General features: G+C 59.4%; 14 protein-coding genes. 6 read left to right on the forward strand and 8 right to left on the reverse strand.

Going from position 1 to position 12,223, the window contains the following annotated elements; all coding sequences use genetic code 11:
* Positions 1-211: 211 nt before the first annotated feature.
* Positions 212-535, reverse strand: coding sequence for a heavy metal-binding domain-containing protein (locus AC4PR2_RS11175; protein WP_004928400.1), 324 nt, complete (start codon positions 533-535; stop codon positions 212-214).
* A gap of 159 nt (positions 536-694) precedes the next feature.
* On the opposite strand from AC4PR2_RS11175, the gene AC4PR2_RS11180 reads away from it, so the two are divergent.
* The 6 genes from AC4PR2_RS11180 to artJ (AC4PR2_RS11205) all read left to right on the forward strand — a co-directional run bounded on the left by AC4PR2_RS11180 (position 695) and on the right by artJ (AC4PR2_RS11205) (position 5,322).
* Positions 695-1,237, forward strand: a complete 543-nt coding sequence (locus AC4PR2_RS11180) for a lipoprotein (RefSeq protein WP_049202208.1) — start codon at positions 695-697, stop codon at positions 1,235-1,237.
* A gap of 264 nt (positions 1,238-1,501) precedes the next feature.
* Positions 1,502-2,230 (forward strand): arginine ABC transporter ATP-binding protein ArtP, encoded by a 729-nt coding sequence (gene artP, locus AC4PR2_RS11185; RefSeq protein ID WP_038884338.1) that lies wholly within the window; start codon positions 1,502-1,504, stop codon positions 2,228-2,230.
* A 32-nt stretch (positions 2,231-2,262) separates the two neighbouring features.
* Positions 2,263-2,994 (forward strand): arginine ABC transporter substrate-binding protein, encoded by a 732-nt coding sequence (gene artJ, locus AC4PR2_RS11190; RefSeq protein ID WP_049241111.1) that lies wholly within the window; start codon positions 2,263-2,265, stop codon positions 2,992-2,994.
* A 9-nt stretch (positions 2,995-3,003) separates the two neighbouring features.
* A complete protein-coding gene (gene artQ / locus AC4PR2_RS11195; RefSeq protein ID WP_025159684.1) occupies positions 3,004-3,720 on the forward strand; it encodes an arginine ABC transporter permease ArtQ in 717 nt (238 codons plus the stop codon).
* Entirely contained in the window at positions 3,720-4,388 is a 669-nt protein-coding gene (artM, locus tag AC4PR2_RS11200) for an arginine ABC transporter permease ArtM (RefSeq protein ID WP_033637817.1), read from the forward strand. The genes artQ and artM overlap by 1 nt, the downstream gene beginning before the upstream one ends.
* Positions 4,389-4,587: 199 nt before the next feature.
* The gene (gene artJ / locus AC4PR2_RS11205) at positions 4,588-5,322 is read left to right on the forward strand and encodes an arginine ABC transporter substrate-binding protein (RefSeq protein ID WP_033637816.1); all 735 of its coding nucleotides are present in this window, start codon (positions 4,588-4,590) and stop codon (positions 5,320-5,322) included.
* A gap of 32 nt (positions 5,323-5,354) precedes the next feature.
* Here artJ (AC4PR2_RS11205) and rlmC read toward each other — a convergent pair whose 3' ends face one another.
* The 7 genes from rlmC to AC4PR2_RS11240 all read right to left on the reverse strand — a co-directional run bounded on the left by rlmC (position 5,355) and on the right by AC4PR2_RS11240 (position 12,219).
* A complete protein-coding gene (rlmC, locus tag AC4PR2_RS11210) occupies positions 5,355-6,485 on the reverse strand; it encodes a 23S rRNA (uracil(747)-C(5))-methyltransferase RlmC (protein WP_492175133.1) in 1,131 nt (376 codons plus the stop codon).
* Between the two features lie 69 nt (positions 6,486-6,554).
* On the reverse strand, positions 6,555-7,034 hold the full coding sequence (locus AC4PR2_RS11215) for a YbjO family protein (protein WP_047727995.1): 480 nt from the start codon (positions 7,032-7,034) through the stop codon (positions 6,555-6,557).
* Positions 7,035-7,138: 104 nt separating this feature from the next.
* Positions 7,139-7,984, reverse strand: a complete 846-nt coding sequence (potI, locus tag AC4PR2_RS11220) for a putrescine ABC transporter permease PotI (protein ID WP_025302238.1) — start codon at positions 7,982-7,984, stop codon at positions 7,139-7,141.
* Positions 7,981-8,943 carry a putrescine ABC transporter permease PotH gene (gene potH, locus AC4PR2_RS11225; RefSeq protein ID WP_049202213.1) on the reverse strand — a complete coding sequence of 321 codons (963 nt, stop codon included), beginning with the start codon at positions 8,941-8,943 and terminating at the stop codon, positions 7,981-7,983. The genes potI and potH overlap by 4 nt, the downstream gene beginning before the upstream one ends.
* A gap of 24 nt (positions 8,944-8,967) precedes the next feature.
* Positions 8,968-10,101 (reverse strand): putrescine ABC transporter ATP-binding subunit PotG, encoded by a 1,134-nt coding sequence (gene potG / locus AC4PR2_RS11230; RefSeq protein WP_180548339.1) that lies wholly within the window; start codon positions 10,099-10,101, stop codon positions 8,968-8,970.
* 122 nt (positions 10,102-10,223) lie between these two features.
* A complete protein-coding gene (gene potF / locus AC4PR2_RS11235) occupies positions 10,224-11,333 on the reverse strand; it encodes a spermidine/putrescine ABC transporter substrate-binding protein PotF (RefSeq protein WP_048233230.1) in 1,110 nt (369 codons plus the stop codon).
* 406 nt (positions 11,334-11,739) lie between these two features.
* Positions 11,740-12,219, reverse strand: coding sequence for a type III secretion system chaperone family protein (locus tag AC4PR2_RS11240; RefSeq protein WP_004938666.1), 480 nt, complete (start codon positions 12,217-12,219; stop codon positions 11,740-11,742).
* Positions 12,220-12,223: the final 4 nt, after the last annotated feature.

Genomic DNA, 12,223 nt, shown 5'->3' on the forward strand with positions numbered 1-12,223 from the left:
AGTGCGCCCGACGCCGATGCCGCAAGAACGCGTCATGCCGCATCCGGCCCCGGCGCCGCAGATCCGCCCGTCGTTCGTTCAGCCGATACAGCATCGCCAGGAGCCGGCGCCGGTAAACCGCAGGAGCACCGCCCGATCGTCGAGCAGCACAAGGTGGGGTAAAGCAAGAGAACGTCGCCCCGGCAGAATGGCCGGGGCGCGGAGAATAGCGTTAGCGGCTGACTTTCACCGCGGTGCCGCTGACGGTCACCATCAGCATGCTGCCGTCTTTACCAACGGTTTCATAATCGATATCAATGCCGACCACCGCGTTGGCGCCCAGCTCTTTCGCCTGATCTTCCAGCTCTTCGAACGCGATCAAGCGCGCCTTGCGCAGCTCTTTCTCATAAGCGCCCGAGCGGCCGCCGACGATATCGCGCACGCCGGCGAAGAAATCACGAAAAATGTTGGCGCCGAGGATCGCTTCGCCGGTCACGACGCCGCAGTATTCGGTGATGGTGAACCCTTCCAGGGTCGGGGTAGTTGAAAGCTGCATCAGAATTCCTTGTTTGATTAATTCAACGTATCTATGACCAGAGGATTGGCATTATGTTCGCTTAATCAATGGCACGCAGTACGAATGCAAGGCCAAAAAACGCATTTATACTGTAAGCTATCGGTCTTCATGGTAGAGACTTTCACATAAGGTAATAAGATGAAAACAAAAACGATTGCGGCTGTTTTACCCTTAGCGCTGTTGCTGAGTGCCTGTACCACGGTGGAACCGGCATACAAGGATATCGGCACCCGCAGCGGCAGCTGTGTGGAAGGCGGCCCGGATACGGTCGCGCAAAAGTTCTATGACCTGCGCATCCAGCAGGGCGCCGGCCTGCCGGACAGTAACCGCCTGGCGCAGCTGCAACCTTACCTGAGCAAAGTGCTGTATCAGGATCTGGTCAGCGCCGGCCAGAACCCGGGCAAGCACCGGATAACCGGCGATCTGTTCTCCGGCAATGCGCAGGGGCCAAGCAGCGCGTCCGTCGCCAGCGCCTCGACCATTCCTAACACCGATGCGAAAAACATCCCGCTGCGCGTTGACTTGAGCTACCAAAAAGACGCCAACAGCACCGTGAACTGGCAGGACGAAGTGCTGATGGTGCGCGAAGGCACCTGCTGGGTGGTTGATGATATTCGCTACCTGAATGTTCCAGCGCACGCCACCAACGGCAGCGTGCGCCAGGTGCTGGAAAACCAGTAACCCGCAATACCCCGGCCGACGCGGGCTTGCCGCGTCGGTCATCCCCGCCGTCCGCCCACCGCTCGAATTTCGTCCAATAGAAAAAATTTCGCTACCGATCTCACAGCCTGCGCCACAAATCCCCTCCCTCGGCTTGAGTCGCGGTATCTTGTGCTAATCTTTTACTGTCCCGCCGCACACTCATAAATTTTAACGCACAAAGATTGCATAAGTATTCTGTGGAAGTTAACATTTGCGGCATCAATGTCTATTCAATTCTGGCGCATGAGTATTCAACTTAACGGTATCAATTGCTATTACGGCGCTCACCAGGCGCTGTTTGACATCACGCTGGATTGTCCAGCCGGGGAAACCCTGGTGCTGCTTGGCCCAAGCGGCGCCGGGAAAAGTTCATTGCTGCGGGTGCTGAACCTGCTGGAAATGCCGCGTTCGGGCCAACTGCAGATCGCCGGCAACCAATTCGACTTTAAGCAGGCGCCGGGCGAGAAAGCCATTCGCGAACTGCGCCAAAATGTCGGCATGGTCTTCCAGCAATACAACCTGTGGCCTCACCTCACCGTGGTTCAGAACCTGATCGAAGCGCCTTGCCGCGTGCTGGGTCTGACCAAGGCTCAAGCGATGGAGCGTGCCGACAAGCTGCTCAAGCGTCTGCGCCTGACCGACTTCGCCGATCGCTTCCCGCTGCACCTTTCCGGCGGCCAGCAGCAGCGCGTGGCGATCGCCCGTGCCCTGATGATGGAACCGCAGGTGCTGCTGTTCGATGAACCGACCGCGGCGCTGGATCCGGAAATCACCGCTCAGATCGTCAGCATCATTCGCGAACTGGCCGGCACCGGCATCACGCAGGTGATCGTCACCCACGAAGTGGAAGTGGCGCGCAAGACCGCCAGCCGCGTGGTGTACATGGAAAACGGCCACGTGGTGGAGCAAGGCGACAGCAGCCACTTCACGCAGCCGCGGACCACCGAGTTTGCCAACTACTTATCACACTAACAATTAACTTGCTGTAATTTGGGGAGTTTGCGATGAAAAAACTAATAATCGCCGCCATTCTGGCCGGCATCAGCGTTTCCGCCTCCGCAGCCGAAACGATCCGTTTCGCTACCGAAGCCTCCTATCCTCCATTTGAATTTATTGACGCCGGCAACAAGATTCAGGGTTTTGATGTCGATCTGGCCAACGCCCTGTGCAAAGAGATGCAGGCCGAGTGCACCTTCACCAACCAGGCGTTCGACAGCCTGATCCCGAGCCTGAAGTTCAAGCGTTTCGATGCGGTCATGGCCGGTATGGACATCACGCCGGAGCGTGAAAAGCAGGTGCTGTTCACCAAGCCGTACTACGATAACTCGGCGCTGTTCATCGCGCAGAAAGGCAAAATCGCCGACGTGGCGGCGCTGAAAGGCAAGAAAGTGGGCGTGCAAAACGGCACCACCCACCAGAAATACCTGACCGACAAGCACCCGGAAATCACCACCGTGCCTTACGACAGCTACCAGAACGCCATTTTGGATCTGAAGAACGGCCGCGTTGATGCGGTGTTCGGCGATACCGCGGTGGTCAACGAGTGGCTGAAGCAGAATGACGCGCTGGCGGCAGTGGGCGCCAAAGTGACGGATAAAGACTACTTCGGCACCGGCCTCGGCATCGCGGTACGCCAGAAGAACACCGATCTGCAGGGCAAGTTCAACGCCGCTCTGGACAAGATCAAGCAGGATGGGACCTATGAAACCATCTACAAAAAATGGTTCCAGCAGTAATACGCCCCGATGAATGAATTACAACCTTTAGCAAGCGCCGCCGGCATGACCGTCGGCCTTGCCGTTTGCGCCCTGATCCTCGGGCTGATTCTGGCGATGCTGTTCGCCGTATGGGAATCGTCCCGCTGGAAAGCGGTCAGCTGGCTCGGCACCGCCTGGGTGACCGTGCTGCGCGGCCTGCCGGAAATCCTGGTGGTGCTGTTTATCTATTTCGGCTCGTCGCAGCTGCTGCTGATGCTCTCCGACGGCTTTACCCTCAACCTCGGTCTGTTCCAGCTGCCGATTCAGCTGGCGATCGACAATTTCGAAGTCAGCCCGTTCCTGTGCGGGGTGATCGCTCTGGCCCTGCTCTATTCCGCCTACGCTTCGCAGACGCTGCGCGGCGCGCTCAAAGCGGTGCCTCAGGGGCAGTGGGAATCCGGCCAGGCGCTGGGGCTCGGCAAGGCGGCGATCTTCTTTCGCCTGATCATGCCGCAGATGTGGCGCCACGCCCTGCCCGGCCTCGGCAACCAGTGGCTGGTGTTGCTGAAAGACACCGCGCTGGTGTCGCTGATCAGCGTGAACGATCTGATGCTGCAAACCAAGAGCATCGCCACCCGCACCCAGGAACCTTTTACCTGGTATGTGATCGCCGCGGCCATCTACCTGCTGGTGACGCTGTTCAGCCAATACGTCATCAAACGCATTGAGCTGCGCGCCACGCGCTTTGAGCGGGGGCCAGTCTGATGATTGAGTATTTACCGGAGATCCTCAAAGGGTTACACACCAGCCTGACGCTGACCGTCGCCGCGCTGATCGTCGCGCTGGTGCTGTCGCTGCTGCTGACGGTGATACTGACGCTGAAAACGCCAATCCTGACGCCGCTGGTCAAGATCTACGTGACGCTGTTCACCGGCACACCGCTGCTGGTGCAGATCTTCCTGATCTACTACGGCCCCGGTCAGTTCCCGGCCATCCGCGACTACCCGTGGCTGTGGAACCTGCTGTCGCAGCCCTGGCTGTGCGCGATGATAGCACTGGCGCTGAACAGCGCGGCCTACACCACGCAGTTGTTCTACGGCGCGGTGCGCGCCATTCCCGCCGGACAGTGGCAGTCGTGCGAAGCGCTGGGCATGTCGCGCCGGCAGACGCTGCGCATCCTGCTGCCGTTCGCCTTCAAGCGCGCGCTGTCGTCTTACTCCAACGAAGTGGTGCTGGTGTTCAAAAGCACCTCGCTGGCTTACACCATCACGCTGATGGAGGTGATGGGCTACAGCCAGCTGATGTACGGCCGCACCTACGACGTCATGGTATTCGGTGCCGCAGGCCTGGTGTACCTGTGCGTCAACGGCCTGCTGACGCTGCTGATGCGCTTGGTGGAGCGCCGCGCGCTGGCGTTTGAACGCCGCAACTGAGGCCGCCTCCCTCCATGAGCCCCGCCATTGCGCGGGGCTTTTTTTATCCCCACAGCAATACTTAATCATTTATATTGCATTTTAATTCACCCAGTGGCAGGGTTATCAGCAGGCGCACACGTAAAAACCTCTGGCGATTACCAGTAAAAACAAACGATAGCGAATAATCACTTTCAGGATTCAGACAGGAGCTCTACGCATGAAAAAACTGCTGCTTGCCGCGACGATGTTGGCCGGGATCACCTTTAACGCTACCGCGGCCGAGACCATCCGCTTCGCCGCTTCCGCCACCTACCCGCCGTTCGAATCGCTGGACGCCAACAACCAGATCGTCGGCTTCGATATCGATCTGGCCAACGCGCTGTGCAAGCAGATGCAGGCGCAGTGCACCTTCACCAACCAGGCGTTCGACAGCCTGATCGCCGCGCTGAAATTCAAGAAATACGATGCGGTGATTTCCGGTATGGACATCACGCCGGAGCGCAGCAAACAGGTCGCTTTCACCCAGCCTTACTACGCCAACTCGGCGATCGTGATCGCGCAAAAAGGCAAGTTCAGCTCGCTGGCGGATCTGAAAGGCAAAAAGCTCGGCATGGAAAATGGCACCACCCACCAGAAATACATGCAGGACAAGCATCCGGAGATTAACACCGTCTCTTACGACAGCTACCAGAACGCCATTCTGGAGCTGAAAAACGGCCGTATCGACGGCGTGTTCGGCGACACCGCCGTGGTGAACGAGTGGCTGAAAACCAACCCGCAGCTGGCGCCGGTGGGTGAGCACATCACCGATGCGCAATACTTCGGCACCGGCCTCGGCATCGCGGTGCGCCCCGACAACCAGGCGCTGCTGGCCAAGCTGAACGCCGCGCTGGACGCCATCAAGGCCGACGGCACCTACAAGGCCATCAACGACAAGTGGTTCCCGCAGTAAGCAATAAGGCCCGGTTATCCGGGCCTTATGTTTTATAAAATCCGCACCAACAGCGTCAGCACTTCGTAGTGCGCGGTATGCGGGAACATGTCGAACAGCTGCACCCGTTCGATGCGGTACCCCGGCAACATCTCGATATCTTTCGCCATGCTCTCGGCGTTGCAGCTCGAATAGAGAATATAGTCCGGCGCCATCCGGCTCAGGTAGTCGCACAGCGCCTGGCCGATGCCACGCCGCGGCGGGTTGACCAGCACCAGCTGCGGCACCTGACCTTCGGCGGTGGCGAAGCGGGTGGAATCGAGCGCCTGAAAATCGACGTGCAGCAGCCCTAACCGCTGCGCCGACTGGCGGGCGCAGGCGATCGCTTCCGCGCTGATTTCGATGCCGGTCAGCCGCGTTTGCGGTTGCGCGCAGTGCAGGCCGAAACCACCGACGCCGCAGAACAGATCCCACATGCTGTCGATACCCAGCGCGCGCACCCAGTCGCGGGCGGTGGCATACAGATCGGCGGCCACCTGCGGGTTGGTCTGAAAGAAGCTTTGCGGGCGGATAAACAGCGGCACCTGATTGAACCGCTCCTCCAGCGCCTGCTGTTCGGTCAGCGCAATCTCGCGCTCCCCTTCCATGATCGCCATGTGCACCGGCTGAATATTGGCGGAGATCACCTTGAGCTGCGGCAGCTGCTGCTGCAGCCACGGCAGCGCGGCGCGCAGCTGCGCCAGCTTGGTTTCCGAACGCAGCACGAAGCGCAGCATCACGCCGCCGTCGAGCCTGCTTTCGGTCAGCAGCAGGTACTTCAGCTCGCCGCGTTTGCGCGCCACGTTATACGGCGTCAGGCCCGCGCGGGCGATAAAGCTTTTCAGCACCGCAAACATCGGCGCAAAGGCGGCGGGATACAGCGGGCAGTCGCTCAGATCGACCGGCGTGCCGTCGCGGTGCAGCATGCCGAGCAGCGGGCGCTCCACGCTGCCGCTGACCACCATCTTGGCTTTATTGCGAAATGCGCTCAGCTCTCCCGCCACCGGCTGCAGCCACTGCGCGACGTCGCGCCCGGCCAGCAACGATTGCAGGTGATGCTGTTTGTCGGCCAGTTGCTGCGGATAGGGCTTTTCCAGCCACTGACAGGAACGGCAGGTGCCCGCCGTATACAAAGCGCAATGCATGAAGATTACCGTGAAGTTCAGGATGACGAATTAAGGGCGCAGAGTTTACCACTCCGCGCGCCTAAAATCTCACTTGCGCGCGGCGAAGAAGCGGCGGCTGGCGGTAGGGACGAACAGCAGCGCCAGGATCACCACGTCGGGGATCTTTTGCAGGATCAGAACGTGCAGGATTTGGCCGCTGGTTTCCCCTTCCACGGTAAACACCTCGGGGAAAACGCTGCCGATGGTGGCCAACAGCAGGTAAAGCACCACGATGCACTGGCAGACCACATAGCCCCAGCGCCCCCAGTTGCGGCCGCGCATCACCGCAAAGCCGCAGCTGATTTGCAGGCACAGCAGCATCAGGCCGGCCAGAAAAATAAGGGTAGAATCCCACGCCTGCGCGCTGGTGTTGACGAACTCCTGCGCACCGTCGACGCCCAGTTCGCCCAACAGCAGCACCACGCTGATACACTTGATCGCGACCATGGCGGTACCCGCCACCATCACCGGCACCGGCGCATCCGAAGTCGATCCCATTCCCTGCCCGCTTTTCAGCATGTCTGACATATCCGTGTTCCGCTACGACGCGCCACCAATACAGATGGCGCATGTAAAGTCAGGTAGTTAGTTGCAATACTTATTGATTGCAAAAATAGCAGGTTTGTTACGATTCAGCTACGGGCCGCCCGCTGTAATTCACGCGATCGTTGTTTTTCCGAGCGCGCCATAAACCACCAGGCGATCAGGCCGAGAATGCCCACCACCAACAAGATCAGGCTGGCCAACGCGTTAATTTCCGGATTCACCCCCATGCGCACGCTGGAGAATACCAGCATCGGCAGCGTGGTGGCGCCCGGGCCGGAGACGAAGCTGGCGATCACCAGATCGTCCAGCGACAGGGTGAACGCCAGCATCCAGCCGGAGATCAGCGCCGGCGCGATCATCGGCAAGGTGATGACGAAGAACACCTTCAGCGGCGGCGCCCCCAAATCCATCGCCGCTTCTTCAATTGAGCGATCCACCTCGCGCAGGCGCGAGCTGATCACCACCGCCACGTAAGCGGTACAGAAGGTGACATGCGCCAGCCAGATGGTGAACATGCCGCGTTCCGACGGCCAGCCGAAGGCGTGCCCCATCGCCACGAACAGCAGCAGCAGCGACAGGCCGGTGATCACGTCCGGCATCACCAGCGGTGCGGTCAACATAAACGCAAAACCGGTCGAACCGCGAAAGCGGCCGAAGCGCACCATCACCACGGCGGCGATGGCGCCCAGTACCACCGCGGCGGTGGCGGAGGCGGCGGCGATGGTCAGGCTGAGCCCCACCGCGCTGATCATCGCCGAGTCGTGAAACAGTTCGGTATACCAGCGCGTGGACCAACCGGCCCACACCGTCACCAGTTTGGAGCTGTTGAAGGAGTAGATCACCAGCATCAGCATCGGCGCATACAGGAAGGTAAAGCCGACCGTCAGGATGGCGATGCGCCACGGTGAACGCACTACCGGCAAGTTGTTCATTCCTGCCCCCCCATTTCCTTGTTCTGGTGTTTGTGGAACCACAAAATTGGCACGATCAACAGCAGCAGCATGATGGTAGCGACCGCCGAGGCCACCGGCCAGTCGCGGTTATTGAAGAACTCCTGCCACAGCACGCGGCCGATCATGATGCTGTCCGGCCCACCGAGCAGTTCCGGGATCACGAACTCGCCCACCGCTGGAATAAACACCAGCATCGAACCGGCGATGATGCCGCCGCGCGTCAGCGGCACGATCACGCTGAAGAAGGTTTTCAGCGGCCGGGCCCCCAGATCCAGCGACGCCTCCACCAGCGAGTAATCCAGCCGGATCAGCGCCGTGTAAATTGGCAGCACCATAAACGGCAGATAGGAATAAACGATGCCGATATACACCGCCAGGTTGGTGTGCAGGATCACCAGCGGCTGGTCGATCACCCCTAGCCACATCAGAAAGTTATTCAGAATGCCGTTGTTTTTCAGAATGCCCATCCAGGCGTAGACACGGATCAGGAACGAGGTCCAGGAAGGCAGGATCACCAGCAGCAGCAGAATGTTGCGGGTTGACGCCTTGCTGTGGGCCACCGCCCAGGCCAGCGGATAGCCGATGATCAGGCAGCACAGCGTCGAGACCGCCGCCACGCGCAGCGACTGCAGATAGGCGTCGATATACAGCGGATCGTCGGTCAGCTGTAGGTAGTTGGCGAAGTTGAGCGCGATATTCAGCTTGCCGTCCGCCCAGCTCAGCAGTTCGGTGTAGGGCGGCACCGCCAGCGCCAGCTCCGCCAGGCTGATTTTGAACACGATCAGGAACGGCAGCATGAACAGCAGCGTCAGCCATAAATACGGCAGCGCGATCACCAGCTTGCGGCCGTGAGCCATCAGCAGGCGGTGGAACAGCGCCTTGAAGGTGCCGGGCGTTTTGGCCGGCGGTTCCGGCGTGCGTTCAGAAAGCAGGGTCATACGGGTTACTCCTCACCGGCTCCACTACACTGTCAACACTACGCAGCTGTCGGTTTCCCAGCACAGACGCACTTCATCGCCCCAGGTCGGCATCCCCTTGCGGAAACGGTGGCCGTTTTGCAGCTGGGCGCTGATAATCTGCCCGCTGTGCAGCTTCACGTGATAGATGGACAGATCGCCCAGGTAGGCAATGTGCGCCACTTCCCCCACCGCGAAGTTGCAGCCGTCTGCCGGCACCTGTTCGCACATCAGGATCTTCTCCGGCCGCAGCGCCACCTGGATCGGCACGCCGTCCACCACCGAGGCGTCCGGGTCCACCTTGATCGCATGACGCAATCCGGGGCTTTGCAAGATCAGCGCGTCGTCGTGCCGCTCCTGCAATACGCAGTCGAAGACGTTGACCGAGCCGATAAATTCGGCGCTGAAGCGGCTGTTCGGATGCTCGTAGATCTCTTCCGGTTCGCCGATCTGCACGAACTTGCCGCGGTTCATGATGGCGATGCGCCCCGCCATGGTCATCGCCTCCTCCTGATCGTGCGTCACCATCACGCAGGTCACACCGACGCGCTCGAGAATGTCGGTCACTTCCAGCTGCATGCGATCGCGCAGCTTCTTGTCCAGCGCGCCCATCGGCTCATCCAACAGCAGCAGCTTCGGCCGCTTGGCCAGGCTGCGCGCCAGCGCCACCCGCTGCCGCTGGCCGCCGGAAAGCTGGTGCGGCTTGCGCCTGGCGAACTCCTGCATGTGCACCAGCGCCAGCATTTCCGCCACCCGTTCGGCGATTTCCGCCCGCGGCATTTTGTCCTGCTTAAGGCCAAAGGCGATGTTCTGCTCTACCGTCATATGCGGGAACAGCGCGTAAGACTGAAACATCATGTTGATCGGCCGCTGGTACGGCGGCACGTGCGACATATCCTGCCCATCGAGCACGATCTGCCCTTCCGAGGGCTGTTCGAAGCCGGCCAGCATGCGCAGCAAGGTGGATTTTCCGCAGCCGGACGGGCCGAGCAGCGCAAAGATTTCGCCCTTGTAGATGGTAAGGCTGACGTCTTCGACCGCGTTCTGCCCGTCGAAGGTTTTGGTGAGGTTACGGATTTCCAGCAGAGGGGTGAAAACCTTCTGCGACTTGGCTTGAGGACGAGGGATGGCGTCGTTCAATCGGGGTGCTCTCCGGCGTAAAGCGGCACAAAACCACGGCGAGCGCCGTGGCCCAAAACGGCAATGCAGGCGGGGGCACCCGCCTGCCGGTTTACCGACGATAGGGGGCTATCCCCCTATCATCACTTCCCGCTTTTAACTTTAGTCCATGCGCGGGTAATGACACGGTCCAGCTTCGGCGACTGCACGTTGAGCGTGAACAGCTTGGCGCGAACATCGGCCGGCGGATAGACGTTCGGGTTATCGCGCACTTCGGCATTCACCAGCGGCGTGGAATCTTTCACCGCATTGGCGTAGTAAACGTGATTACTGATGTCCGCCATCACGTCCGGCTTCAGCAAGAAGTTCAGGAACTGGTAGGCGGCATCCTTGTTCTTGGCGTCCGCCGGCATGGCGAACATGTCGAAGTAGGTCAGCGCCCCCTCTTTCGGGATCGCATAGGCCACGTTGACGCCGTTCTTCGCCTCTTTGGCGCGGTTGGCCGCCTGCATCACGTCGCCGGACCAGCCGATCGCCACGCAGATATCGCCGTTCGCCAGATCGTTGATGTACTGGGAAGAGTGGAAATAGCGGATATTCGGCCGCAGCTTCAGCAGCAGATCGTTGGCCGCGCCGGTATAGTCCGCCGCGTTGGTGCTGTTGGGATCTTTACCCAGGTAGTGCAGCACGGTGGCGTAGACTTCGCTCGGCGCATCGAGGAAGGAAACGCCGCAGCTTTTCAGCTTCTCGAGGTTTTCCGGCTTGAAGATCAGATCCCAGCTGTTGACCGGCGCGTCTTTCCCCAGCACCGCCTTCACCTTGTCGACGTTATAGCCGATGCCGGTGGTCACCATCATGTAAGGGATGCCGTATTTGTTGTCCTTGTCGTTGTGCGCCACCAGCTTCAGCATCTCGGGATCGAGATTTTTGTAGTTGGGGATTTTGCTCTTGTCGAGCGGCTCGAAAATGCCGGCCTGCGACTGACGCTCGAGGAAGTTGGACGAAGGAACCACCAAATCGTAGCCGGTGCTGCCCGCCATCAGTTTGCCTTCCAACACCTCGTTGGAGTCAAAGACGTCGTACACCACCTTGATACCGGTTTCTTTCTGGAATTTGGCCAGGGTATCCGGCGCGATATAGTCGGACCAGTTATACACGTGCAGCGTTTTCTCTTCGGCTGACGCCGTGACGGACGCGGCCATCAGCAGGCCGGCAACCACACCCGATAACCACTTTTTACGTTGGGTGACCATCCGTAACTTCCTCCAAAACAGGGTGAATCATAGAATTGAACTTGTATCTGCAGCGATACAAAACCTTTCCTGATTGAGCGCAATCGTTGCAACCGCGAACTGAATGGCTATGCATATGATTGCATGTGCCTTTTTTCACTGCCCTGCTCGCGTGGTCACAAGGGAAATCGCAAGCCCTTTGCAGAATCAGCAGCATAGCCGCTGCTACCGCAACCCGCCAGCCCCCAGGGTAAAAAACGCCTTTTATCGATTTTTTATGCAGTATTTCTCTATGTGATACGCCATTAACGGCACAAAAGGCGAGAAAGATCGGGCGGCAAAGGCCAAAGTGCAGAATATTTTATTGCGGAGGGGAATAACGGCAGCATGCCGCCGGAGCGACGGCATGCTTAAGGTGCGGCGAGGATCAGTGCAGCATCGGCTGACGCACAGCGCCAGCGGGGATCTCTTCTTCATCCCCCATAAACAGCAGATCGTTCGCCCGCGCTTCGAGGATCACCATCGAGACCTGCTCTTCACCCTGCTGCATAAAGTGGGTGAACTGCTCATAGGTGATGCCGACCGCCACGCTCAGTGACTGGCAGACGATCAGCTTCGGCAGGTTGTCGTCCTGAATGTCGACAAAGGCTTTGATGGTCAGCGAACTGGCGTTGATTTGGCTCAGATCCGCCACCAGCGGGATCAGCGCGGTCGGCTTCACCTCGGCCAGCGCGGAGAACAGAATGACGTTGTCCACCAGATCTATCTTGGCGTCGAACACGCCGTCGAAGTTCTGCATGTGCGGCAGGTGCAGCGCCTGGCAGGAATCGCACTCAAAGAAAGAAATGCCCGACTGATCCAGCCAGCGCCGCAACAGCGCCAAATCGGGGACAATGAGTGAATCCATAATA

It is taken from the genome of Serratia sp. A07, from assembly GCF_058725505.1.

Coding starts and splice junctions, on each gene's coding strand:
- artQ (WP_025159684.1), top strand. CDS start 3,004: ATGAATGAATTACAACCTTTAGCAAGCGCCGCCGGCATGACCGTCGGC.
- potI (WP_025302238.1), bottom strand. CDS start 7,984: ATGAACAACTTGCCGGTAGTGCGTTCACCGTGGCGCATCGCCATCCTG.
- artM (WP_033637817.1), top strand. CDS start 3,720: ATGATTGAGTATTTACCGGAGATCCTCAAAGGGTTACACACCAGCCTG.
- potH (WP_049202213.1), bottom strand. CDS start 8,943: ATGACCCTGCTTTCTGAACGCACGCCGGAACCGCCGGCCAAAACGCCC.
- AC4PR2_RS11180 (WP_049202208.1), top strand. CDS start 695: ATGAAAACAAAAACGATTGCGGCTGTTTTACCCTTAGCGCTGTTGCTG.
- artJ (WP_049241111.1), top strand. CDS start 2,263: ATGAAAAAACTAATAATCGCCGCCATTCTGGCCGGCATCAGCGTTTCC.
- artJ (WP_033637816.1), top strand. CDS start 4,588: ATGAAAAAACTGCTGCTTGCCGCGACGATGTTGGCCGGGATCACCTTT.
- AC4PR2_RS11240 (WP_004938666.1), bottom strand. CDS start 12,219: ATGGATTCACTCATTGTCCCCGATTTGGCGCTGTTGCGGCGCTGGCTG.
- AC4PR2_RS11215 (WP_047727995.1), bottom strand. CDS start 7,034: ATGTCAGACATGCTGAAAAGCGGGCAGGGAATGGGATCGACTTCGGAT.
- artP (WP_038884338.1), top strand. CDS start 1,502: ATGAGTATTCAACTTAACGGTATCAATTGCTATTACGGCGCTCACCAG.
- AC4PR2_RS11175 (WP_004928400.1), bottom strand. CDS start 535: ATGCAGCTTTCAACTACCCCGACCCTGGAAGGGTTCACCATCACCGAA.
- rlmC (WP_492175133.1), bottom strand. CDS start 6,485: ATGCATTGCGCTTTGTATACGGCGGGCACCTGCCGTTCCTGTCAGTGG.
- potF (WP_048233230.1), bottom strand. CDS start 11,333: ATGGTCACCCAACGTAAAAAGTGGTTATCGGGTGTGGTTGCCGGCCTG.